Origin of the sequence: Streptomyces capitiformicae (genome assembly GCF_002214185.1) — a bacterium.
GTDB lineage: Bacteria > Actinomycetota > Actinomycetes > Streptomycetales > Streptomycetaceae > Streptomyces > Streptomyces capitiformicae.
Map to the genome: position 1 here is coordinate 3,465,707 of NZ_CP022161.1, position 20,557 is coordinate 3,486,263.

Genomic DNA, 20,557 nt, shown 5'->3' on the forward strand with positions numbered 1-20,557 from the left:
AGGCGGCAGGATGCGCTGAGGCAGTTGCGGATCAGGCCCTCGGCTCGCTCGGGTCCGAGGGCGCGCGGCCCATACCGCGCGCCGCTGCGTCGGCTGTGAAAAAGGGTGGACGTGGACTGCTGCTCGTCGCCCAGGTCGCCGAGCGCTGGGGCAGCCGCCAGACCTCCGCCGGCAAGACGATCTGGGCCGAGCAACCTCTGTCGGATTGACCGTCCCGGCGAGCGCGACAGCCGACAGGGAGCGGGAGCCGGGCAGGGCTGCCCGGCTCCCGCTCGGTGAGGCGAGTTGGAGCCTGACCTGGGTAATGCTGGTTTCGGTGGCCGCGGTGACTGAGCCCTGTCAGCCACCGTCGTTCCCCGTGAGTCTCCGCTTCATCTGGCACGCCTGCGGCACGGTCCAACTCCTCCATGCGAAATACGGCGAGGCGATCGCTGAGGCCTGCTCGGCTGGCCGGTCGGCTCCGGTACAGCGGAGGTCGAGGGGACGCCCCGAATCTCAGCGGCACGGACTCCGAGCTTGTGCGATCTTGCCAGCATGGACGAAAACACCCCAGACGTCGTGACCGTTGCCGACGATGACATCCTTGCCAACCGCATTCTGCCGGGGATCCGGGCCCTGCGAGAGCATCTGGGGTGCTCTCTTCAGGAAGCGCTCATCATGTTCACGGAGCGCTATGAGGTGCTTCGGGTTGAACGGCCGGACGAGTTCTCGCAGCCGCGCGACGAGTACTGGAATGGCTTCTACTCGTAAGACGCAGGGACGGCGGCTTCAGGAAGCCGTGGAGCGGACCGCCCCAGCCACGTCGGGTCTCGCATCAACCCTTCGCCATTCGGCGTGCGGCCGGCGGCCGGGCTGGAGCGGGGCGTAGATCAGGAGCGTCGGCCCGAGCCGTCGGGCCGCGCGCGGCGCGCTGTGCGCGGCGGGTGCCTTGATGATCCGCAAAGCGCAGGGTGATGTGGATTCCTAGTGGACTTTGTGGCACGGGCGTGGCACGGCGTGGTCATGGAAAAGGGCCAGTTCGAGAGGATCAAGCCTCTGAACTGGCCCTTAGTCGTGTGCCCCCGGCAGGATTCGAACCTGCGACACCCGCTTTAGGAGGTTTCCTTGGGCGGGGCTGTGACCTGCGGAAACGTCGACATTACGGTGCCTGGCCTGGGGAAATGCCCCTCCGTAGTTCTCACGTGTTCACGGAGGTTGCCGGCCTCATGTGTGCTGAATCCGTTCTGCCCGGCCCCGTCCGACGAGGAGCCGACGTGCTCTTCGCGGTGCTCCGCGACGGCGCCTTCCAGTGCTTGGCCATGCCCCGCAAACCTTGCAGCGCTTCGCGGGAACATCGAGTTCCGCCAGGAGGCGCAGCAGGGACTCGCGTCCTGCGAGATCTTCGCCGCCAGGTTCTCCAAGTCGTCACCAAGTGCCGAATCGCCGCGCTCCTGGACCGGTGCGTGCTGGCCGTGACCACATCACTGCCTCCGATGGCTGCGGCACGTCTCTAGGCAGGGACGCGGGCGTGCCGGAGTGGTGCTCCGGCCTGGTGGAGACTGGCGAGTGCCAGCCGGTAGGAGGTGAGCAGCCCGGTCTCGACGTACTCCACGCCCAGTTCCTCGCAGTAGCGCCTGACGATGGGCCGGGCCTTGCGCAGGTTGGGGCTGGGCATGCTGGGGAACAGGTGATGCTCGATCTGGTGGTTCAGCCCGCCCAGTGCGATGTCGGTGAACCTGCCGCCGCGCACGTTGCGTGAGGTGAGCACCTGGCGGCGGAGGAAGTCCGGGCGGTCTTCGCCCGTCAGGATCGGCATGCCCTTGTGGTTGGGCGCGAAGAGGGAGCCGAGGTAGACGCCGAACAGGCACTGGTGGACGGCGAGGAAGGCGATCGCCATACCGGGCGGCAGCAGCCAGAGCAGGACGGCCAGGTATGCCGCGAAGTGCGCGAACAGCAGGGTGCCGTCGAGCGTTCGGTGCTTGAGTGAGCGATTGGCCAGCGCCTTCACGCTCGACACGTGCAGGTTGAAGCCCTCCAGTGTGAGGAGGGGGAAGAACAGGAACGCCTGCCAGCGGCCGATCAGGCGGGGGAGACCTTTGGCGGCCCGGGCCTGGTCCTGGGACCAGACCAGCAGGTTGGGGTCGAGGTCGGGGTCGAGTTCCTCATGGTTGGGGTTGGCGTGGTGGCGGGTGTGCTTGTCCTGCCACCACCCGTAGCCCATCCCGATACCCGCACCGGCGATCCGTCCGGACACCTCGCTGGCCCGGCGTCGGCGGAACACCTGACGGTGGGCCGCGTCATGGGCGAGCAGGGCGACCTGACCGAAGACGACGGCCAGGAAGCCGGCGACGGTCAACGCCCACCAACTGTCGCCGATGAGCGCGACGGCGGCCCACCCACCGACGTAGAGCGCGACCACCACTGTGATCCGCACTGCGTAATAGCCGGGACGGCGCCCCAGCAGGCCGGCATCAGCGATCTTTCTCGACAACCGGGCGAAGTCACTGCCGGACGTCCCCGAGGGCGGCGGGTGGACCGTGGTGTTTGTGGTCATGTTGCTGAAACTCTCTCCGAAGGAGGCAGATGGTCAGGCGCCGCCTCGAGAGTTGCTGAGACCGGCCCACAGACAAGGGATGCGCTTCCGCCGTGGCGGATGCACATCGCGCGGCCTCGGAGCAAGGATGACGTCTGCTTCGTCTGTCGGCGGCAGCGCAGGCCCTTCGTCTATATGCGGGTTCCCTGCCAGGCAGGTCTCATACCGTGGCAGGGCAGGGCAGGGCAGGGCAGGGCAGGGCAGGGCAGGGCAGGCGGAGCGGTCCGCGCACTCTCAGGGAAGAACCGGGGACGGCCGGTGAAGGGGTGCCGGCTGATCACTGAGGGGCACTCATCACGGTGACCGGCGAGGTCCGTCGCCTGGCCGCGGTTTCCGTGATGAGGACGGCGACGGTGACCGGGCGCGGGGTGTCAGTGGTGGCTGCCTCGGCCACCGCCTCCCGGACGGCGCGGGCGACTTGCAACGGATGGTGTCCGGGGCCGACCGCGAGGTGAACCTCGATGTGTCGGCCGGGTGGATCATCATGGTCCTCCACCCTGACCGGGCGGCTGCCCAGCACGGCGGTGAGGCGGGCGACGCCCGGCACACCCGCTGCGACGTCCGCCAGCTCCCCGACGAGTCCCCGCATGGACCCTGTTCCGGTCACCGGGGGCGAGCTCCGCGCGGCCGCAGCTTCCGGCGTGGGCCTCATGGCCGTCGCCGCGGTCCGAGACGTCATGCCTGCCTCCGGGACCTCACGGAGATCCGTTACGCGCATGTCAGCCGTCACCGTAACCAGCCCGAGCCGCTCAGTGGCCGCGCCCAGCAGTGTGCTCTCGATTCGTCGGCGGTCTACGGCAGCGGCCGCACGAGGGATGCGGTGAAGGCGGCCTCGATGGTGAGCGGGCCAGGCGGTAGTGCGCCGGCCGGCGGACGGACGGTCGGCTCGTACACGGGCTCGAGCGGCGCCGACCCGATGCGCAGAGACTCCAGCCGGACACCGGGGACCTCGGCGGCAGTGCGCCCAAGGGCCTGGACGGCCGCTTGCTCGGTGATCCACGTCCCGTCGTGGGGCCCGCCGAGCGGGAGCAGCCGGCCCAGGCCAAGCTGGCTTCGTACTGCCTGCGTCCACGCCTCGGTCACTGGCCTCTCACTCTTCTTCTCCAGGTGTGGTGGCAGGCCTGACCTGCCGTGGAGGGGCCCGTCCGCCGGCCCGGCGATCCACACGACGCGAGGCCCTCTGTGGGCCTGTGCGTGACAAACATGACTAATGCTGAATAATCGGATATAGGTGTGCATTCTGTGGGAGGGGTCGGGAGGTGGCAGAACGAGAGTCGGGACGCCTCGGGAAGACCTCGCAGGCAACACGTGGCCAGAGTCTGAAACGATCCGACGCGAGTGCGGGGTCTCCGGCAGTGCATCGATCCGATGCAGGAGGAGACAGACACCATGAAGAACGGCCAGGTACCAGTAGCCCTCGCCAGCGCCTACTTCCTCGGACGCTCGCACAAGCTGCGGTGGGCGCTGCCGCTTGCCGGCATAGCGGCGGGCAGTCGCCTCCGTCCTGGTGGCGGCGGGATAGGGGCAAAACTCCTGAATTCCCCCGAGGTCAACAAGCTCACGCAGACTTTGCGTGACGAGTTGCTGTCGGCGGGCAAGACGGCCGCCGTAGCTGCGGTCGGCAGTCGCATCGACTCATTGAGCGACCGGATGCAACGACGAGCCTCGTCGCTTCGCGCCGGACCGGAGGCGGAGGAGCCGCGCGACGAGGAAGAAGACGAGGAGCCGGGCGAGGAAGAAGAGAAGGAAGAGCCGGCCGAAAAGCCCAAGCAGCGGGAGAAGGGGCGCTCTGCGCAGACCCGGTCCCCCAGCGGCGGCCGTACGAGGACGCGGGCCACCCTTCCCGCTGCGGACAAGAAGAAGACCCGCGGGAGCAACAGTAAGAGCACGAGCCGCAAGACCGCCAGTAGTCGCAGGACCGCGAGTTCCGGGTCGTCCGGTAGTGGCGGGTCCGCACAGCGAGGCCGAGGGTGATGACGTATGGCTGAACGAACCGACGGTCAGACTTCCGGCGGCCTGGGCACGTTGACCAAAGAACTGCCTACCGACCGTTTGCTGGAAGAAACGCAGAACCTCCTCGCCGCCCTCGGAGAGCGAGCAGCCGCCAAAATGACGGACAAGGTCCAGGATCTGGCTCACGGCGGGGGACTGGGTGGCGGTCTCACATCCAAATTGGCGCTCGCGGGGGGCAAGCACTTCCTGAAGTCCGCCGTTGGCGGCGCCTTTTCCCAGGCGAAGGACAAGGTCAAGGAGACGCTGTCCGGCGCCCTGGGCGGCGGTGACAAGAAGAACAAGAAGCTCAAGGTCGTCAACATCGTTGAACAGATCGACGTGGGCCTTCCCGTCTCCGACGCCTACAACCAGTGGACGCAGTTCGAGGACTTCCCCAACTTCATGAAGAAGGTGGAGGACGTCGAGCAGGAATCCGAGACCGAAACGAACTGGAAGGCGCAGATCTTCCTCTCTCACCGCAAGTGGAAGGCGACCGTCATCAAGCAGGTGCCGGACGAGCTGATCGTCTGGAAGTCGAGGGGCGACAAGGGCCATGTCGACGGGGCGGTGACCTTCCATGAGGCCGGGCCGCACCTCACCAGGATCCTGCTGGTTCTGCAGTACCACCCGCAGGGCATGTTCGAGCATACCGGGAACATCTGGCGTGCCCAGGGCCGCAGGGCACGGCTCGAACTGAAGCACTTCCGTCGGCACGCCATGAGCCAGGTACTTCTGCACCCCGAGGAGGTCGAGGGGTGGCGGGGCGAGGTGCGCGACGGCGAGGTGGTGCGCAGCGATGAGGAAGTGCGCGACGAGGAGGCCGCGGACGAGGAGGAACAGGGCGAAGAGCAGCCCGAGGACGAATTCGAAGAGGCGGAGGAAGAGGAAGAGGAGCCGCGTGACGAGGAGGAGGAAGAGGAGGAGGAAGAAGAGCCCGAGGACGAATTCGAAGAGGCCGAGGAAGAGAAGGAGGAAGAGGAGCCCGAGGACGAATTCGAAGAGGCGGAGGAAGAGGAAGAGGAGCCGCGTGACGAGGAGGAGGAAGAGGAGGAGGAAGAAGAGCCCGAGGCGGAGGAAGAAGAACCGGCTAGCCATCGGCGTCGGCGGCCCTCAGTGAAGGCCAGGTGAGCGTGATGACCGTAGCCAGCCAGCAACTCCCTTGAGGCTCCGTGCTGTCGCGGCCGGTCAGCTGTTGGCGCGGATCATCACGGTGAGGACAGGTGAGGCCGGTGAGGGTTGGCTCTGTCCGCTGTCCTCGTAGTCCCACGACTTGTAGAGCGCGTGGACCTTTCCGTCCCCGGCAGCCGGGTTGACCATGAGGGTGACGAACGGCTCGTTGCGGGTGGCGAGGAGGGCGCCATGGATACGGCGGGCGGTGCCGGTCTTCCGCCAGGTCGGCCGGACGCCGATCTCCTTCAGGGCCACGGCCGGGCGTTCGGTGTACTTCTCCGCCGGCCTGGGGCTGGTGCGCTGCCGGTAGCGACCGCCGTGCCCGATGGTGTTGCCGTACGCGTAGCCGACCGGATGTCCGTCGGCGTACGCAAGGACGGCTGTGAACCCCGGCTCGGTGCCGTGCCGGTCCAGGCGTTCACCGAACGCGGTGACCGCGTAGTTCGGCAGGTGGAGGAGCGGGGCGGCGCACATCGGCGTACACGTCGAGGAGATCGCCACGGACGGTGTCGAGGGTGGTGAAGGTGCGCAGTTCGATGGCGGGCGCCGTGGTCATGCGGCCATCCTCCAGGAGGCGGTGTGCCCGGTCCAGGTCTGCACGGTGGAGCTCCCCGGAGCGGTGGCCAGCAGCGCAGCCCGACCTCCTGCAGCATGCGCGTTACCCGGGCGTGCCGGGTAGCGGCGTCGGCGGGGCGGCATGCCGGACATCGATGGTCGAGCTCGAGGGGACCGCCGTCGCGTGACATCAGCTCACCAGCAGGGCGCTGTCCCATGACGTCGCCGGTACGTTCCCCGTGGCGTAGGTGTGGAGGGCGAGGGCGACGCCCGCGGCTCCTTCCAGAAAGCCGGGGCGGTCGAGAGCGCGTGGCGCCAGAGGATGGCGGTAGCGGAAACCGAACGGCGCCGCAGGGTCGAACCCGCTCATCACCCGCACCGCCAGCCTGTCGGCGACGGCGTGGTAGCTCGGGTCGGCGCTGTCGTGTGCCATGCGCAGCACGATCTGAAGCAGGCCCGCCCAGCCGTGGCACAGCGCGGAGTCGAGGATCAGCTCGTCGCTCGCCGCGGTCAGCGCACCACGGAGGGCGGTATCCGCGTCGGCGCGCCAGTCCGCACGGTTGAGGGCGGCGCCGGCCAGGTACACGGCACGCGCCGCACCGGCGGCGCCGTAGCACCACGAATCCCGCCCGCGTTCCGGCGGTTCCCCGCTCTCGATGTGTGCCGCCGTGACCAGGTGCGGCCAGCGCGGGCCGTCCTCGTCGGTCGTGCGCCAGCGGGACAGCAGCGCCATGATCCGCTCGATGGCCTCGTCCTGACGGTCCACCCGAAACCCTGCCCGCCAGGAGACCGAGAGGAGCGCGAGCGGCCCGCAGACACCGTGTGCGAGACCGAAGTTGGCATGCTCGGGGAGCCCGTGCTCCAGGCCATCGGTGATCCACCACGCGGGCAGCCGGGTACCGTGGCGCGCGATGTCGTCCGCGGTCGCCACGGCCACCAGTGACTCCAGCACATCGGTCAGCGCGAGCCCCGCCGCCTGCCGCACGGCCGGCTCGGCCGCCGACTTGTACCGGGCCAGCAGGTAGCGGCCGATGCCGGTGGTGCCGCCGAGGACGTCGTAGCGGTCCCACGCGCCGATCGGCTCTCCGGTGCGCACCCGCTCCCGGTCGGCTCGCGCGCGCTTGCGAATCTGGTCGGTGATGTGCCGGTCGAGGCCGGCCAGCATCGTGGCGTAGCCGCCGAATCCGGTGGCCCCGGTGTGCCCGGCGAACGCGAGCGCCACCATGCCGCCGAACAGCGACTGCGGCAGCAGCCGGATCCCGCTGCCGAGCGCCGCGGACAGGTGCGCGTGCGCCCGACCGCGCAGCTCCGGCGCTCCCGCGGCCAACTCCGCGAACAGCAGCCCGACTCCGGGGTGACCGTCGGAGAGCAGCAGCGGATCCCACACCGGCTGCGGGTTGCCCGGATAACGCATCAGGTTGTCCGGCGCGCCCGCGATCCCGGCCACCCGGTCGGGCTCCGCCAGCCGGTCGGCGATCTCGGCGACGATCCTGGCGGCCGCCTCTCTGTGGGCCGGCGCCCGGTCAGTCGGTGTGGGTGCGGGTGACGGCACGGAAACTCTCCAACTCCTGCAACAGGTGGCGAACTTCGTCGCGTTGGGGCACGGGCAGGTCGCTCACGCGTACCACTTCGCCGGCGTTCAGCCGGTCAAGGACCGCGAGGGCCGCGGCGCCGGCTGTGCCGGACGAGACGTTGCCGTTCGCGGCGAACCTGCGGGCACCGTCGCCGGGCGCGGTCAGCAGGGGAGCGCACCCGCGGACGGGGGTGTCGTCGTCGAGCGGGCGAAGCCCGGCGGGCGGCCGGGTCGGCCAGAATCCGCCCGCCGTCCTGACACGCAGGGCCAGAGAGGTGGCCCGATCGGCGAACCGGTCCTCGCTCAGACACTCCGCGAACGCGTCCACCGCGTCGGCAAGGGCCGTGGGCAACGCACCGGCCAGCCGCCCGTCCGGACCGGCATCCGGGGTGAACAACGGGGCCGACGCCACCGGTTCGGTGCCCCGGAACAGGTCTTTGACCTCATAGTACGGCCGGTGCTCGCGGCGGGGAATGCCCACGTTGACACTCGTCGCCGGTGCGTCGCCGGCGCTCTCCCCGACGTGGTAGTACCGCGCCGGCCAGTAGAGCAGATCTCCCGGCTCGACCTCGGCGACGAACGAGGACGCCAGGTACGGCTGGTAGTCGAGGATCGTGTGCACCGGATCCGACCACGGGCGCTCGGCCCAGAATCGCATCCGCTTGGTGCCCCGCACGCAGAACATGAAGGTGGCGAAGCGATCCTGGTGCACGCCGACCGGGCTGTGCTCGTAGGAGCCGTGGAACAACGTGGAGCCCGCGGTGTGCGTCGGCTGACCGACCCGCTCCCACAGACCGGCGTAGAACCGCTGCGCGCGTGCCCACAAGGGATGGGAGAACGAGTGGAACCGGTGCACCACAAGGGCGTAACGCTGCCGGTTCAACCGGTCGGCCATGCGCCGCTCGTAGCCGTCGAACGAACGGTCCGACAGTTCCGGAAGATAGTCGCGTGGTTGCGTCTGCTGCCGCCGCTCCACGAGGAACTGCACGTTCCCCGGCACGGCGAGCGGATGCGGCGGCCTGCTGCCGAGCACGGCGGTCTCGAACACCTCGGCCTCCGCGAACGGTGCGCCGCCAACCCCTCTGTACAGCACGGGTTTCCGGTCCCAGAACCGGTCGACGAAGGTGTCCCAGTCGAAGGACGTCGCGGTGGTCACCGTCAGCGCGGCGGTCTCGGCGGTCTCGGCGGTCTCGGCCGTGTCGGTCAGCTCGGTCAGCTCGGTCATCGCGCAGGCACCTCGACCACGTCGATGCCGCGCAGCCGGTACAGCTTGTCCAGCAGCGCGAGCACGTTCGTGTCGTCATCGCCGAGAGCTCGGCACACGTCGGCGACGCCGGTCTCCTCGCCGTCGCGCAGTGCGGCGAACGCGCGGTCGCTCGCGGCTGTCGGCAGGGTGAAGACGTTCCCGTTGACCGCCCATACCTCGCGCTCCGGCCCGTCGGGCATCCGGACGATCTCGCCCGACCGGCGAATCCGGGTCCGACGGGTCATCGGGATGCCCTCGCGCGGCACCGGAATCGGTTCGAGACCGGCCGCGGAACGCAGCGCCGCCCAGCGGACCCGCAGCATCCTGCGAAGCTGTTCGCCGTCCGCGACCGTACGCAACTCGTCGCCGAGCGCGGTCAGACGGTGCAACACCCCGCCCTGCTCGTCGACGCGGGATCCGGGACCGAACGGGAAGTACGGCACCGTCTCGTCGTTGCCCTGCCGACCGTGCACCAGCTCGGCGAGCAGATCCCGCAAGGTGGTGAACGGCAGCCTCCGGTCGACCGGAATCAGCAGGCGCAGCGCCACACACCCCTCGCGATAGGTGTCGACGTGCCGCCGGTCGCCCGGCCAGTACAGCAGCTCTCCGGCGTCGGCACTCAAGGTGTGCACGCCGTCCGGGTCCCGGTCCGGGTCGGCGATCGCGGCCGGTGGGGGACCGCCGCGCTCATCCCACAGTCGTACGCTCATCCGCCCGCGCAGCACCCAGGTAAGTGCCGCGTGCGTCGGTGCCTCGGTCGCGCCGGCGTGCTCGGTGAACCGGTCGCCGATCAGCACCTCGGCTTCCACCGGGAGGTTCGGCCAGCCGACGGCCCGCCACAGCCCGCGGATCGCGTCACGTACCGCGGACCACAGCGCGAAGTCCAGGAGCAACGGCTGACGCATCGTCAGCAGATAGCCCTGCCGGGACACGTCGACGTCCAGCCGGTCGAGGTAGTCCTCCAGGGTGCGGTCGGTGGTGTCCGGCAGCAGTGTGCCCGGCGCGCGGAGCCGGCCGTCGCCGACCAGGAACCGGACATCGGGCATCACCCAGAACCGGGTGCCGGCGCGGAACGGGGCGCACGACTGAACGGTCAGCGCGTGGATCCGGTCGAGGCCCACCGGTGGCCGGGCGGACAGCCGGGTGGGCCGCCTTTCCCAGTACCGCTGCCCGAACAGTGCCCAGTCGACGTCATCGGGCGCCTGCCGAACCTCGTGGGTCAACGTGGTCATGATGCCTCCCTCCGCGTCAGGGGGAACCGCTGCCGAATCCGGTCCGCGTACTCCGCCAGGGGCTCCATGCCCATCGAGGCACGCCGGCGGTCCACGTCGCCCGGCTCCTCGATCCGGTACGGCACCAGCTTCCCGGCCACCGGCTCGAACTTCGTGCCGTACACCTGGGGAAGCCCGTCGGCGAGGCACAACTCGTCGGTCAGGGACGCGACTTCGCGCCATGGGAGATCACCGTTTGCCGCCGCCTGCCGCATCAGCTCGAGGCAGTGCCGACGGAAGTCCAGGTGATCTCTGGCGTGCTGTACGAGGCGACTCGCGGCTGCGGCGGCCGCGGCACCGACCATCGTGCGCCCCGGCCACCCGTGCTGGGCCACGACCTCGGACAGCCACGCGATGCCGGCGTCGGTCAGGGTCCGCAGGCGGCGCTCGGCGGCGCCGTCGACCATGCCGCCCTCCGCCCACGGCATCCGGAGGGCACCGTCGAGCCGGTCGAGGCGCAGCAGCCGGCGCCGGATCTCCCCGGCGGGCGCCGGCTCGGCCGGGACGTCCGGCGCGTCCACCGCGTCGATGCGCAGCCGTACCTTCTCCCGGTTCCAGATGTAGGTGACCCGCCTGCCCACCTCCGGCCAGTCGAAGCCGACCTGGCCCTCGGCGGGACTCTGCAGGTGCAGCCGCACGCCCAGCGACTCGTCCGTGACGACGTGCTCGGTCACGTCGTCGAATACGTGCTCCACCGCGTCCCGAAGTGCCACTCCGAGACCGGCGAGTTCGAGGTTGGCGCCCTCGAGCAGCGATGGCAGCGGGGGCCAGCCGCCCTCAGGTTCCGGCCGGGCCGCGACCCGGGCCGTCCCGAACGGCAGTGGCGGCGGCTCGACCCGCAGTACCGGCCCACCCTCCAGCGAACGGACGAAGTAGGGCACGTCCATGCGTCGGAGCTGGTCGAGTTCCGCCCGGTCGAAGTGGACGTCCGGTTCGGCGGGGACCGGTGCGGCGCCGCCGCCGGACAGCCAGCGTGGCACCAGAGCGTCGAAGTACCGGAACGTGGGCTGGCGCAGCACCCGGACGTAGTGGCCGGCGGTGGCGGTCGACAGGAACTGCCGAATCGCCGACCGCTGCCGGCACATCAAGGTCCAGGCGTCGAACATGCCGCGCAGCATCGCCGGCAGGTAGGGGCCGTACCCGACCCGCCCCTCGGTGTCCGCGACTACGTTCCTCGTCTCGTCCCTGGCGTAGGGACGGCGGCGGCGGTACAGGCGCAGCGCCCCCGTCGGCTCCGCGTGCCAGCACACCGGCGGGCCCTCGGCGGAGCACCACCGTGGGGTGTTCTCCAGACCGACGTGGTGCTGGTCGAGCTCGGCGGTCGGGTCGTACAGCAGACCTGTGTCGTAGAGCCGGGGAATCCGGCAGAAGTAGATCTCCAGATCGATCGGGTACAGCAGCGGTTCGCGCTCGCCGGGCCTGCTCCCGGTCACCACGTTACTGCCGATCATGTCGGTGATGCCGAAGGCGAACGTCGCGGAGGTCAGCGAGCCGGTCCGGTGCCAGAAGCGCGCCGCCTCCCGCCGGGTCAGCCGGGTGCCGGTCAGCGACCACGGCCCGGACGTGCGGATCGGCCCCCACTGTGCGGGCGGCTCGATCCACTCCTGCCACAGATACCCCTGGTCGGCGCCGGACCAGCACGAGAGCACCGGCAGCCGGATCTCACCGGACGCCGCGGGCGCGTTGTTGAGCAGTTCGAACAGGGACGCCGGCGAGTCGGCCGCGCCGCACGCGGTGAACAGAAGCTCGCCGGACGCCGGACGCGGCTTGTAAGCGACCCGGCCACCGCCGGCGCAGTCGAGGCGCACCACCCGTTGGCGGCCGTTGTGGGTTTCCTCGCCGTGGACCCACAATCCGACGACCGGTCCCCGATACGCCGGATCCTCGGGCCAGCAGGTATTCATATCCCGTAGCAACCGGTCGAGGAAGAGTGTCAGAAACGCCTCGCAGCGCGCCGCCCATTCCGCCACCCGGTCGCGGGCATAGTGTGCCCGCCCGGTCGCGCACGCCACGAATGCTTCGGACACGACCGGTCCGAAAATTTCGGCGTTGGTAATGTCAAGGACTCCGGTGGCGACGACGGCCGAATAGTTCCGTGCGGCGGAAACACAGCAGTCGTCCAACCGATCCAACAACGCGAGCAGCGGCGCGAACCGCCGGTCCTCGAGCGCGTGCGCGAGCATTCGCGCGTCCGCCGCGCCACCGAGCAGCCGGTCGACCGTGACCGTTCCCTCCGGGCCTGCCGTGACGACCGGTGGGAACAGCCCGCCCGCGGTGCCCTCGCGGACGGCCGCGATCAATCGCCTTGCCACCGGCGGAAGTTCGGCGGGAACGTCCTGACCGGCGTCGTCGGCAGGGGCACGCATCTCCCAGAGCGGATCGATGTCCGCCGGCGCATCCGACAAGGCCGCCCTCTCGACTCGTTGCTGCGGGACGCGAGACCGATCCGGGTGGTGCCGATGTCAGCGGTACCACCCGGCACGCATCAACAGCAGTAGATGGTCGCGCACGAACCACAAGAGGTACCGCTGCCCGAATTCGTCGGGGATGCAAGGGGCGGAATTTCCTGTTCCAATTCGCCGATCACCAGGTCGAATACCTCATCGGCGCTCTGGTCCGCCTCGACGCGGACCTTTTCATCGACAGCCTGCATGAACACACTCCTCCCGCGCTGAGTTATGGATCCGCGGCCCAGTACATGGGGGCGGAGCAGCCATGTCAAGAGAGCCCTGTCTGCCACGCCCGCCATCAGATTCAGCCGAATTCCGGCGATCTCCAGCCCGCATCATTCAGGTCGCACAAACTGATCCGGTCGACAAACCAAGATTTCCGGGAGGCAGCATGGCTCGCATCACGTCGTACGTACGCCATCGCCTGGGCAGGATGCGCGGCACTTACCTCTACCCGTACCCGACCTGAGCGTGCTCCGGCCACGCACTGCGGCCGTCCACGGGTGAAGGAACTCCAGGGGCCGCCGCCGTGCGGTCCCTGGAGTGCTGCCGGGAGAGCGCGAAGGGGCGTGATGGCGGTCGTCGACTCGGCTGATGAGCAGCCGGAGCAACTCATACCGTGGGCTACCGGTACGTCCGGCGCGGCATGGCGGGCATCGGACGCCTACGCGTACGAGCAGGACCCCGTCAGATTCCTGTCGGAGGCGGTCGGTCGGTGCGGTGACACGTTCCGGTTCGGGCGGAACGCGGTCTTCCTCGGCGACCCGGACGAGGTGCACACAGTTCTCACCGAGACGGGGCGCGCGTTCCACACCGGACGCGACATCCTCGACGGCTTCCGCAGCAGCCCCGACGAGATCACCGCACTGTGGATGCGGGGACGGCGGGCCGGCCGGGCCGGGCTCACGGCACGCGCGGCCTCGGCCGGGGCGCACCGCATGCGCGAGCGGATCCGCGCCGACCTGGCCGCCCTCGCCGGGCGTCCGGTGGACGCGGTCGACCAGGCTCCCGGACTGTGCTCACGCGCGGCGCTCGCCTACTGCCTCGCCGAGGTCCCCGACGCACTGCCCGCCCGCCTCGCGACAGCCGCTGTACGGCTCACCGGCGTCCTGAACGCGACCCTGCCGGTCCCCGCCTGGGTTCCCGGCTCGGCCGCCCACCGCGCCCGTGCGTCCGTACGCTCCCTCGCGAGCGTGCTGACCGAAGCCGTCGAAGAACGCAGGCGCGGCGGCGAAGGCGGGCACGGTGATCCCGACTTGCTGGACGCGCTCCTGACAGACGCCGACGCCTCCGCCCAGGACGCGAGGGCGGCCCTCCAGATGATCATCACCGGCACACATGTGGTCCCAGGCGCCGCGCTCACCTGGCTGCTGGCCGAACTCGCCACCCGGAAAGGGCTGTTGGGGTCCATCCGCGCCGAGGCCGCCGCTCGCGGCATGGACGGCGAACTGCCGTACGCCACCGCCGTGGTCAAGGAATCCCTGCGGCTGCACCCACCGGTCTGGCTGATGACCCGGGACGTAGCCCTCCCCGCCAAGGTCGCCGGGTACGGCGTCGGCCCCGGCGACCAACTGATATTCAGCCCGTACCTTCTCCAGCGCGACGCACGCTGGTGGGACGACCCCGACCGCTTCCGGCCCGAACGCTGGCTGGACGAGTTACCGGCGCGCCGCGCCCGCCGCGCCTACATCCCGTTCAGCGGCGGCGCCCGGATCTGCGCCGGCTATCGGCTCGGCCTTCTCCAACTCACCCTCGCCGTCGCGCTGTTGGCCACCCAGTACACCGTCGAGATCGTGGGTGATGTCGACTTGACCCCGACCTACGAGAGCGTGCTCGCCCCGAGACGCCTGCGAGTGCGGTGGGATCCGACGCCGGCTCGGTGACCGGCCGGTGGTCTCCTTCGGGGCGCCTCTCGTCGTGCTGCGCCCGCTGACCGTCGACGGCCGACGGATGCGTGAGACGGCAGGGCACCGGTTTGGGGCCTGTACGGGTGGAGGCACTCCGGCCTGAACCACCTCGGCGCGGCCGGAGCGAGCCTGCTGATGCTCACGGCCAAGTCGAGGCATCGCGAGCCGGAAAACGGCCCCGCGCTGAGCGGTCGTATGCGCCGTTGACGGCCGGGACGCCTCCCGCGCCTGCCGTCACTTCACGTGGTCGGCGATCTCGACGCGGAGGGGTCGTCGCGTCCCTGAACATGGCCGCGGCCACTCGCGGCGGCGACGTGCGCGGCGTAATCATGTACACGGGCAGGGGCGGCGAGTACTGCTCGCGGCGGTTCAGGCGGGCCTGCCGAAAGCTCGGTGTGGAGGCGCCCTCAACGGCAGTGATCACTGCCGTTGACGTCAGAAGTGGATGTCAAAGGCCCCGGACCATGATCGGTCCGGGGCCTTTTGGCTGGTGCCCCCGGCAGGATTCGAACCTGCGACACCCGCTTTAGGAGTTTTCTCTGGGCGGGGCTGTGACCTGCGGAGACGTCGGCCTGGTGGTGTCTGGCCTGGGAAATCACCCCTCCGTGGTTCTCGTTTGTTCGTGGGGTTTCCCGGCCTCATGTGTGCTGGATCCGTTCCGCTCTGCCGACCTCTGTCCCATGTGCTGCCGGGGACCCGGCTCAGCCCGGGTCGCATCGTATTGAGCCACAAGATCGATCAGGTGCGAGGACAGTGCGGCCTGCCTAGGCTGAAGAGATGAAACGGGTTGTTGTTGATCATTTCGGTGGCCCCGAGGTCCTGAGGGTCGTGGAGGACGACGATCCGCGGCCGGGGCCGGGTGAGGTCTGCGTCAGGGTGCTGGCCGCAGGCGTGTCGTTCACCGATGCCCAGCTTCGCGCTGGCACGTACCTCGGCGTACCGAAGCCGCCGTTCACGCCCGGCTACGAGCTCGTCGGCGTCGTCGAGGAGCTCGGTCCTGGCTGCTCGAGACTGCGCGAGGGGGACCGCATCGGTGCGCTGACGGTGTGGGGCGCCGACGCGGAGCGCGTTTGCGTGCCGGAGGCGGAGGCGGTCGAGGTGCCCGAGAACCTCGACCCGGCGGAGGTTCTGAACCTCGTCTTCACCTACATGACCGCCTACCAGCTACTGCACCGCGTGGCGAGGGTGAAACGCGGCGAGACGGTGCTCGTGCACGGTGCGGCCGGCAGGGTGGGCACCGCGGTCCTCGAACTCGGAGCGGCCGCTGGGCTTCACCTCTACGGAACCGCATCGGCCCGCGACCGCGCCGCGGTCGAACGGCTCGGCGCGGTGGCGATCGACTACCGCAACGAGGACTTCCTGGCGCGGGTGCGCGAGCTCCCCGGGAAAGGCGTGGACGTCGTGCTCGACGGGCTCGGCGGCGCGGTGTCGCTGCGCTCCTTCCGCGCGTTGCGGCCTGGCGGACGCCTTGTCGTGTACGGCCACTACGCCACGCTCGAGCACGGGCACAAGAACTGGCGGGCGTGGGCGGAGTGGTACGCGTCGACCGGCACCGTCTGGCTCTGGAGCCTGCTCTCGCCCCGTCGGCAGGCGCTCGCCTACCGGATCCAGAAACTGCACGGACATCACCGCCAAGTGCTTCCCGTGGCCGGTGGTCACCCGGCGCTTTCCGTGGGGGGAGGTCCCCGCGACCCGGACCGGTTCCGGGAGGACTTCCGCGCGCTGCTCGAACTGCTCCGTGAGCACAAGATCCACCCGGCCGTGGCCGAGTGCCTGCCGCTGTCCGAGGCTCGTCGAGCGCACGAGATGCTCGAACGCTCGGCGGCGAAGGGAAAGCTCGTGCTCGTGCCGTAAACCGAGGCTGAGGCCGAGGAGGACGCTCGCCGATGGTGCGCGACGGCCCTGCTGGCCGAGTGGAGGGGGTCTCGTCCGGCGAAGCCCGGCAGGCATCGCGGGCGCGCTACCTGCCCATCGCCGAGCACGGCCTGATCGGCGACATGCACACCGTCGCTCTCGTCGGCACCGACGGGATGATCGACTGGTACTGCTGCCCGCGCTTCGACTCGCCGAGCGTCTTCGGGGCGATCCTCGACGCCGACCGCGGGGGCCTGTTCCGTATCGCGCCCGACTGCGACGGCTGGAGTTCCAAACAGCTCTACCTCCCCGACACCAACATCCTCATCACGCGCTTCCTGATGCCGGACGGTGTGGGAGAGGTGCAGGACTTCATGCCCCCGCCGCGTACCGGCGAGGCGGCGCACCGCCACCGTATGATCCGCCGGGTGCTCGCCGTGCGCGGGCGAATGCGCTTCGTCGTCGATGTTGCCCCACGCTTCGACTACGCGCGCGCCCGCCACGAGGTCGAACTCACCCCGCACGGCGCGCTCTTCCGCTCTCCCGAGCTTGAGCTCAGCCTCTCTACGCGCTGCCCGCTCGAGATCGTGGGCGGCGGCGACGTCCGCGCGAGCGTCACCGTACGAGCCGGGGAGACGGCCACCTTCGTGCTCGACCGCGTGCGGCCCGGCGAGACGCAGGCGGCGTCCTCCGATGCCGACATCGCCGCCGAGTTCGAGGCCACCGTGGCGTTCTGGAGGCATTGGCTGCGCGGCTCGCGCTACAGCGGGCGCTGGCGCGAGACGGTGCACCGTTCGGCGCTCACGCTCAAGCTGCTCACGTACGCGCCCACCGGCGCGATCGTGGCCGCCCCCACCACCAGCCTGCCGGAGGAGCTCGGCGGCGCACGCAACTGGGACTACCGCTACACGTGGATGCGCGACGCCGCCTTCTCGCTCTACGCGCTGCTCAGGCTCGGGTTCACCGAGGAGGCCGGCGCGTTCATGGAGTGGCTGGAGCGGCGTTTCCGCCACGCGGCCGACTACGGCGAGTCGGGTCCCTTGCAGATCATGTACGGCATCGACGGGCGCGAGGACCTGCCCGAGGTGGAGCTCTCCCACCTGGAGGGCTACATGGGCTCGGCGCCGGTGCGGATCGGCAACGGTGCGGCGACGCAGCTGCAGCTCGACATCTACGGCGAACTGATGGACTCCGTCTACCTCTGCAACAAGTACGGGCGGCCCCTCTACCACGACGGCTGGATGGAGCTCACCCGCAATCTCGAGTGGCTGATGGACCACTGGGACCAGCCCGACGAGGGGATCTGGGAGACCCGCGGCGGTCGCCGTGACTTCACGTTCTCCCGGCTGATGAGCTGGGTGGCGGTAGAGCGCGCGGTCCGGATCGCCCGCCAGCGGGGCCTGCCCGCCGACCTCCCTCGCTGGACGGCGGTCCGGGACAGCATCTACAACCAGATCATGGAGCGCGGCTGGAACCCCGACCGCCGGGCGTTCGTCCAGCACTTCGACACGAACGTGCTCGACGCCTCCCTGCTGCTCATGCCCCTGTGCAAGTTCGTCGCGCCCACCGACCCGCGCTGGATCTCCACGCTCGACGCCATCACCGCGGAGTTGGTCTCCGACAGCCTTGTCTACCGCTACAACGCGGACGCGTCGCCCGACGGGCTCGTCGGCGATGAGGCGACCTTCTCGATGTGCTCCTTCTGGTGGGTGGAAGCGCTCGCCCGGGCCGGCCGACTCGACGAGGCGCGGCTGGCCTTCGAGAAGATGCTCACCTACGCGAACCACGTGGGGTTGTACTCGGAGGAGATCGGCCCAACGGGCGAGCAACTCGGCAATTTCCCCCAAGCTTTCACGCACCTGGCGCTGATCAGCGCCGCCTACAACCTCGACCGCCGACTCGGGTGAGCGTCGGCGGGCTCGATTGTCCTCATGCCTCACGAGAGTCTGACAGGGAGGGCTCCACGCAGCTGTGGTGGCACGCGTGTGGCACGACCCCGAACACGGCAGCGGGCCGGCCCGGGAGAAAACGTCTCCTGAGCTGGCCCTTCTCACTGTGCCCCCGGCAGGATTCGAACCTGCGACACCCGCTTTAGGAGCGGGATCGAATCCGTGATCGAGTGTGATGGACCGCGCCGCGTGGTGCTGTTCCTGCTGATCAGCACCACGCGGCATGTCGCACTGTCCGGTCCTGGATTGCGCGTACACGGCAGTCCGCTCACGCATCGCTCACGCGTCCCGCCTTGACGGTCAGCCGTGTCGGCGAGGATCCATTGCTTTGGCTGGTGATCTGCTGCAGGTTGCAGGACGGCCGCTACTCCGTCTTGAGGCGGTGGTCGGCATTGGAGGTCCCGCGCTTCCCTGTGGAGCGGGTGACGGGCATCGACCCGCGCTCTCAGTGATTGCCGAGATGTTCACTCGGAGGCTGTCAGCCATGCCAGGAGCCGCCGCAGGATCAATGCCCCGGCCGGATTCGACGACGCAACCAGGGCCTCGCGCAGGGCTCGGCCAGCCTCGCGTTCGGCTCCGATTTCGATGATCTGGACGGGGAGTTCCTCGAGGGGCTGGAGTTGCTTGCCCCCGGCTGTCTGCGAGGTCGTGCTCAGCGATCACCATCACGGCCGACATATACAAGAGCCTGCTCCCCGGGCGGATCTGGCGATCGCCGAGGCCGCAGCCCGGCCCGCACTGCGCGCCCGCACCACTGTCGAAACGACGTCACTGCTCGCGTACCCAGCCACTTCGGTTGGACGACAGGTCTCGTCGTTCATAGTGGGTTCCTCGCCGGGCACGCCCACGGCAGTCGGGAGATCAGCCAGCCGTCGCCCAGGGGGGTTCCCTCGGTGGTGAGCAGGGCTCCCGAGCGGGCTCGTACGGCGTCCGTCAGTGCTGTTCCGCGCAGTGCGGGAGCCTCGGACAGTGCCTGCGCGAGTGCTGTGACGGCGGCTTTGGCCCGGCGTACCGCGCACATCTGGGGGTGGACGGCCCACACCTCACGGTCCGATGCCGCGTGGCGCAGTTGAGCGAAGGAGATCAGCCCGCAGTCCGTCGGCGTGAGGACGGGACCCGCACCCCGCGCGAAGCGCGCGAACCGGTCCTGCGGCGCCAGCACCGCCAGTGCGCCACCGGGGCCCGGCGTGAGCCCCGCCCTCCCGGCCTCCTTGGTGACCGCGAGCCCGAGCGCCGTCCAGCCGGGTTCCTCGTCCTGGGTGACGGCGAGCGCGTTCACGCCCAGGGCCATCGCTCCCTCGACGATCGTGTGGGCCAGCGCGTCCCCGTCCGGTGCCCAGCTCAGTGCGGACGCCCCGGCCCGTACAAAGGGGAGCAGACAGGGGAGCCCGGCGGCCTGGTACACCGGCAGGGCTCGGCGGACGCCCTCCGCGTCGGTGTGGCCGACGACCGCCGCGTATCCGGCGTCGGCGACGGTACGGGCGACCTCCGGCGTCTCGTCGTGCACGTGCCACTCGGCGGCGTCCGGACGGGCCGCTCTGATCCGTTCCAGCTGGTCGAGAAGGGCCGCTCCCCAGGCCGTGCGCGGACCGGTCAGCGGTGCGACGACGGCGACGCTCGGCCTGGTCATCGGGTCAGCCCCAGATCAGCGAGTCGCTGCTCGCGGCGACGACCCGGGCCTCGGTGCCGGTCGTCGCGGTGCTCTGCGCGCCACCGAGGACGAGGGTCGTGGCGAGAACCGCGAACAGGCCACGGACTAGGTGAGAAGCAGACATGAAGGTCCCCCTGGAAGGTTGTCTGGAGGTCGTCGTTCGGTGGGTGTTGAATGCGTGTTCAGCGTCGAACGCTGTGTGATCAGCATGTTCCGGCGCGGCCATCCGCGGCTATGCCGGAGGGGGTTCCGGGACCGGCCATGGCCAGGGGCGGACGGCGGCCGGGGCATGGCGTGGGATCGTCCGGCTGTCCGTATCGCGGACTGCGGGTTTTCCGTCGGATGGACCGTGCCTAAGATCCCCGCC

At 69.7% G+C, this 20,557-nt stretch carries 15 protein-coding genes, 2 tRNA genes and 3 pseudogenes; 7 read left to right on the top strand and 13 right to left on the bottom strand.

All coding sequences use genetic code 11. The annotated features are described in order from the left end of the window. The first annotated feature begins 95 nt into the window (after window positions 1–95). Together CES90_RS15375 and CES90_RS15380 are read left to right on the top strand one after the other, a co-directional pair. On the top strand, window positions 96–209 hold the full coding sequence (locus CES90_RS15375) for an ATP-binding protein (RefSeq protein ID WP_232791322.1): 114 nt from the start codon (window positions 96–98) through the stop codon (window positions 207–209). Window positions 210–534: 325 nt separating this feature from the next. Next, window positions 535–750: a hypothetical protein gene (locus CES90_RS15380; RefSeq protein ID WP_189782902.1), complete on the top strand. Its 216-nt coding sequence runs from the start codon at window positions 535–537 to the stop codon at window positions 748–750. Between the two features lie 739 nt (window positions 751–1,489). Here CES90_RS15380 and CES90_RS15385 read toward each other — a convergent pair. Further along, on the bottom strand, window positions 1,490–2,533 hold the full coding sequence (locus tag CES90_RS15385; protein ID WP_189782901.1) for a fatty acid desaturase family protein: 1,044 nt from the start codon (window positions 2,531–2,533) through the stop codon (window positions 1,490–1,492). A 316-nt stretch (window positions 2,534–2,849) separates the two neighbouring features. Next, window positions 2,850–3,655, bottom strand: a pseudogene (locus tag CES90_RS15390) (hypothetical protein). A 306-nt stretch (window positions 3,656–3,961) separates the two neighbouring features. Between CES90_RS15390 and CES90_RS15395 the strand changes: the two are divergent. Both CES90_RS15395 and CES90_RS15400 read left to right on the top strand, forming a co-directional pair. Further along, window positions 3,962–4,546 carry a hypothetical protein gene (locus CES90_RS15395; protein WP_189782900.1) on the top strand — a complete coding sequence of 195 codons (585 nt, stop codon included), beginning with the start codon at window positions 3,962–3,964 and terminating at the stop codon, window positions 4,544–4,546. Window positions 4,547–4,552: 6 nt separating this feature from the next. After that, window positions 4,553–5,692, top strand: a complete 1,140-nt coding sequence (locus tag CES90_RS15400) for an SRPBCC family protein (RefSeq protein ID WP_189782899.1) — start codon at window positions 4,553–4,555, stop codon at window positions 5,690–5,692. A gap of 57 nt (window positions 5,693–5,749) precedes the next feature. Here CES90_RS15400 and CES90_RS15405 read toward each other — a convergent pair. The 7 genes and pseudogenes from CES90_RS15405 to CES90_RS15430 form a co-directional block, all read right to left on the bottom strand. Then, window positions 5,750–6,290, bottom strand: a pseudogene (locus CES90_RS15405) (GNAT family N-acetyltransferase). Next, window positions 6,287–6,426 (bottom strand): annotated as a pseudogene (locus CES90_RS49540) (XRE family transcriptional regulator); the annotation flags it as partial. The pseudogenes CES90_RS15405 and CES90_RS49540, both read right to left, overlap by 4 nt. Window positions 6,427–6,479: 53 nt before the next feature. Continuing rightward, a complete protein-coding gene (locus CES90_RS15410; protein ID WP_189782898.1) occupies window positions 6,480–7,841 on the bottom strand; it encodes a lanthionine synthetase C family protein in 1,362 nt (453 codons plus the stop codon). Then, on the bottom strand, window positions 7,813–9,087 hold the full coding sequence (locus tag CES90_RS15415; RefSeq protein WP_229913795.1) for a cupin-like domain-containing protein: 1,275 nt from the start codon (window positions 9,085–9,087) through the stop codon (window positions 7,813–7,815). The genes CES90_RS15410 and CES90_RS15415 overlap by 29 nt, the downstream gene beginning before the upstream one ends. Then, complete coding sequence (locus CES90_RS15420) at window positions 9,084–10,340, bottom strand: hypothetical protein (protein ID WP_189782897.1); 1,257 nt, start codon at window positions 10,338–10,340, stop codon at window positions 9,084–9,086. The genes CES90_RS15415 and CES90_RS15420 overlap by 4 nt, the downstream gene beginning before the upstream one ends. Next, window positions 10,337–12,745, bottom strand: coding sequence for a DUF6624 domain-containing protein (locus tag CES90_RS15425; RefSeq protein ID WP_189782896.1), 2,409 nt, complete (start codon window positions 12,743–12,745; stop codon window positions 10,337–10,339). The genes CES90_RS15420 and CES90_RS15425 overlap by 4 nt, the downstream gene beginning before the upstream one ends. 119 nt (window positions 12,746–12,864) lie before the next feature. After that, the gene (locus CES90_RS15430; protein ID WP_189782895.1) at window positions 12,865–13,032 is read right to left on the bottom strand and encodes a hypothetical protein; all 168 of its coding nucleotides are present in this window, start codon (window positions 13,030–13,032) and stop codon (window positions 12,865–12,867) included. A gap of 369 nt (window positions 13,033–13,401) precedes the next feature. On the opposite strand from CES90_RS15430, the gene CES90_RS15435 reads away from it, so the two are divergent. Continuing rightward, window positions 13,402–14,712 (top strand): cytochrome P450, encoded by a 1,311-nt coding sequence (locus CES90_RS15435; RefSeq protein ID WP_189782894.1) that lies wholly within the window; start codon window positions 13,402–13,404, stop codon window positions 14,710–14,712. 512 nt (window positions 14,713–15,224) lie between these two features. Here the strand turns inward: CES90_RS15435 and CES90_RS15440 are convergent. Further along, window positions 15,225–15,302 (bottom strand) — tRNA-OTHER (locus CES90_RS15440). A 211-nt stretch (window positions 15,303–15,513) separates the two neighbouring features. Here CES90_RS15440 and CES90_RS15445 point away from each other — a divergent pair. Together CES90_RS15445 and CES90_RS15450 are read left to right on the top strand one after the other, a co-directional pair. Beyond that, window positions 15,514–16,590, top strand: coding sequence for a medium chain dehydrogenase/reductase family protein (locus tag CES90_RS15445; protein ID WP_189782893.1), 1,077 nt, complete (start codon window positions 15,514–15,516; stop codon window positions 16,588–16,590). Between the two features lie 32 nt (window positions 16,591–16,622). Then, window positions 16,623–18,497 carry a glycoside hydrolase family 15 protein gene (locus CES90_RS15450; protein ID WP_189782892.1) on the top strand — a complete coding sequence of 625 codons (1,875 nt, stop codon included), beginning with the start codon at window positions 16,623–16,625 and terminating at the stop codon, window positions 18,495–18,497. Between the two features lie 149 nt (window positions 18,498–18,646). On the opposite strand, the gene CES90_RS15455 is transcribed toward CES90_RS15450, so the two are convergent. The 3 genes from CES90_RS15455 to CES90_RS15465 all read right to left on the bottom strand — a co-directional run bounded on the left by CES90_RS15455 (window position 18,647) and on the right by CES90_RS15465 (window position 20,314). Further along, window positions 18,647–18,762: transfer RNA gene (locus CES90_RS15455), tRNA-Ser, on the bottom strand. 594 nt (window positions 18,763–19,356) lie between these two features. Beyond that, window positions 19,357–20,169 (bottom strand): type 1 periplasmic-binding domain-containing protein, encoded by an 813-nt coding sequence (locus CES90_RS15460; protein ID WP_189782891.1) that lies wholly within the window; start codon window positions 20,167–20,169, stop codon window positions 19,357–19,359. A 4-nt stretch (window positions 20,170–20,173) separates the two neighbouring features. Continuing rightward, complete coding sequence (locus CES90_RS15465) at window positions 20,174–20,314, bottom strand: hypothetical protein (protein ID WP_189782890.1); 141 nt, start codon at window positions 20,312–20,314, stop codon at window positions 20,174–20,176. Window positions 20,315–20,557: the final 243 nt, after the last annotated feature.

Excerpts from the sequence above, each read along its gene's own strand:
- CES90_RS15380 (WP_189782902.1), top strand. The coding sequence starts at position 535 with ATGGACGAAAACACCCCAGACGTCGTGACCGTTGCCGACGATGACATC.
- CES90_RS15385 (WP_189782901.1), bottom strand. The coding sequence starts at position 2,533 with ATGACCACAAACACCACGGTCCACCCGCCGCCCTCGGGGACGTCCGGC.
- CES90_RS15395 (WP_189782900.1), top strand. The coding sequence starts at position 3,962 with ATGAAGAACGGCCAGGTACCAGTAGCCCTCGCCAGCGCCTACTTCCTC.
- CES90_RS15400 (WP_189782899.1), top strand. The coding sequence starts at position 4,553 with ATGGCTGAACGAACCGACGGTCAGACTTCCGGCGGCCTGGGCACGTTG.
- CES90_RS15415 (WP_229913795.1), bottom strand. The coding sequence starts at position 9,087 with ATGACCGAGCTGACCGAGCTGACCGACACGGCCGAGACCGCCGAGACC.
- CES90_RS15420 (WP_189782897.1), bottom strand. The coding sequence starts at position 10,340 with ATGACCACGTTGACCCACGAGGTTCGGCAGGCGCCCGATGACGTCGAC.
- CES90_RS15425 (WP_189782896.1), bottom strand. The coding sequence starts at position 12,745 with ATGCGTGCCCCTGCCGACGACGCCGGTCAGGACGTTCCCGCCGAACTT.
- CES90_RS15430 (WP_189782895.1), bottom strand. The coding sequence starts at position 13,032 with ATGCAGGCTGTCGATGAAAAGGTCCGCGTCGAGGCGGACCAGAGCGCC.
- CES90_RS15435 (WP_189782894.1), top strand. The coding sequence starts at position 13,402 with ATGGCGGTCGTCGACTCGGCTGATGAGCAGCCGGAGCAACTCATACCG.
- CES90_RS15445 (WP_189782893.1), top strand. The coding sequence starts at position 15,514 with ATGAAACGGGTTGTTGTTGATCATTTCGGTGGCCCCGAGGTCCTGAGG.
- CES90_RS15450 (WP_189782892.1), top strand. The coding sequence starts at position 16,623 with ATGGTGCGCGACGGCCCTGCTGGCCGAGTGGAGGGGGTCTCGTCCGGC.
- CES90_RS15460 (WP_189782891.1), bottom strand. The coding sequence starts at position 20,169 with ATGACCAGGCCGAGCGTCGCCGTCGTCGCACCGCTGACCGGTCCGCGC.
- CES90_RS15465 (WP_189782890.1), bottom strand. The coding sequence starts at position 20,314 with ATGTCTGCTTCTCACCTAGTCCGTGGCCTGTTCGCGGTTCTCGCCACG.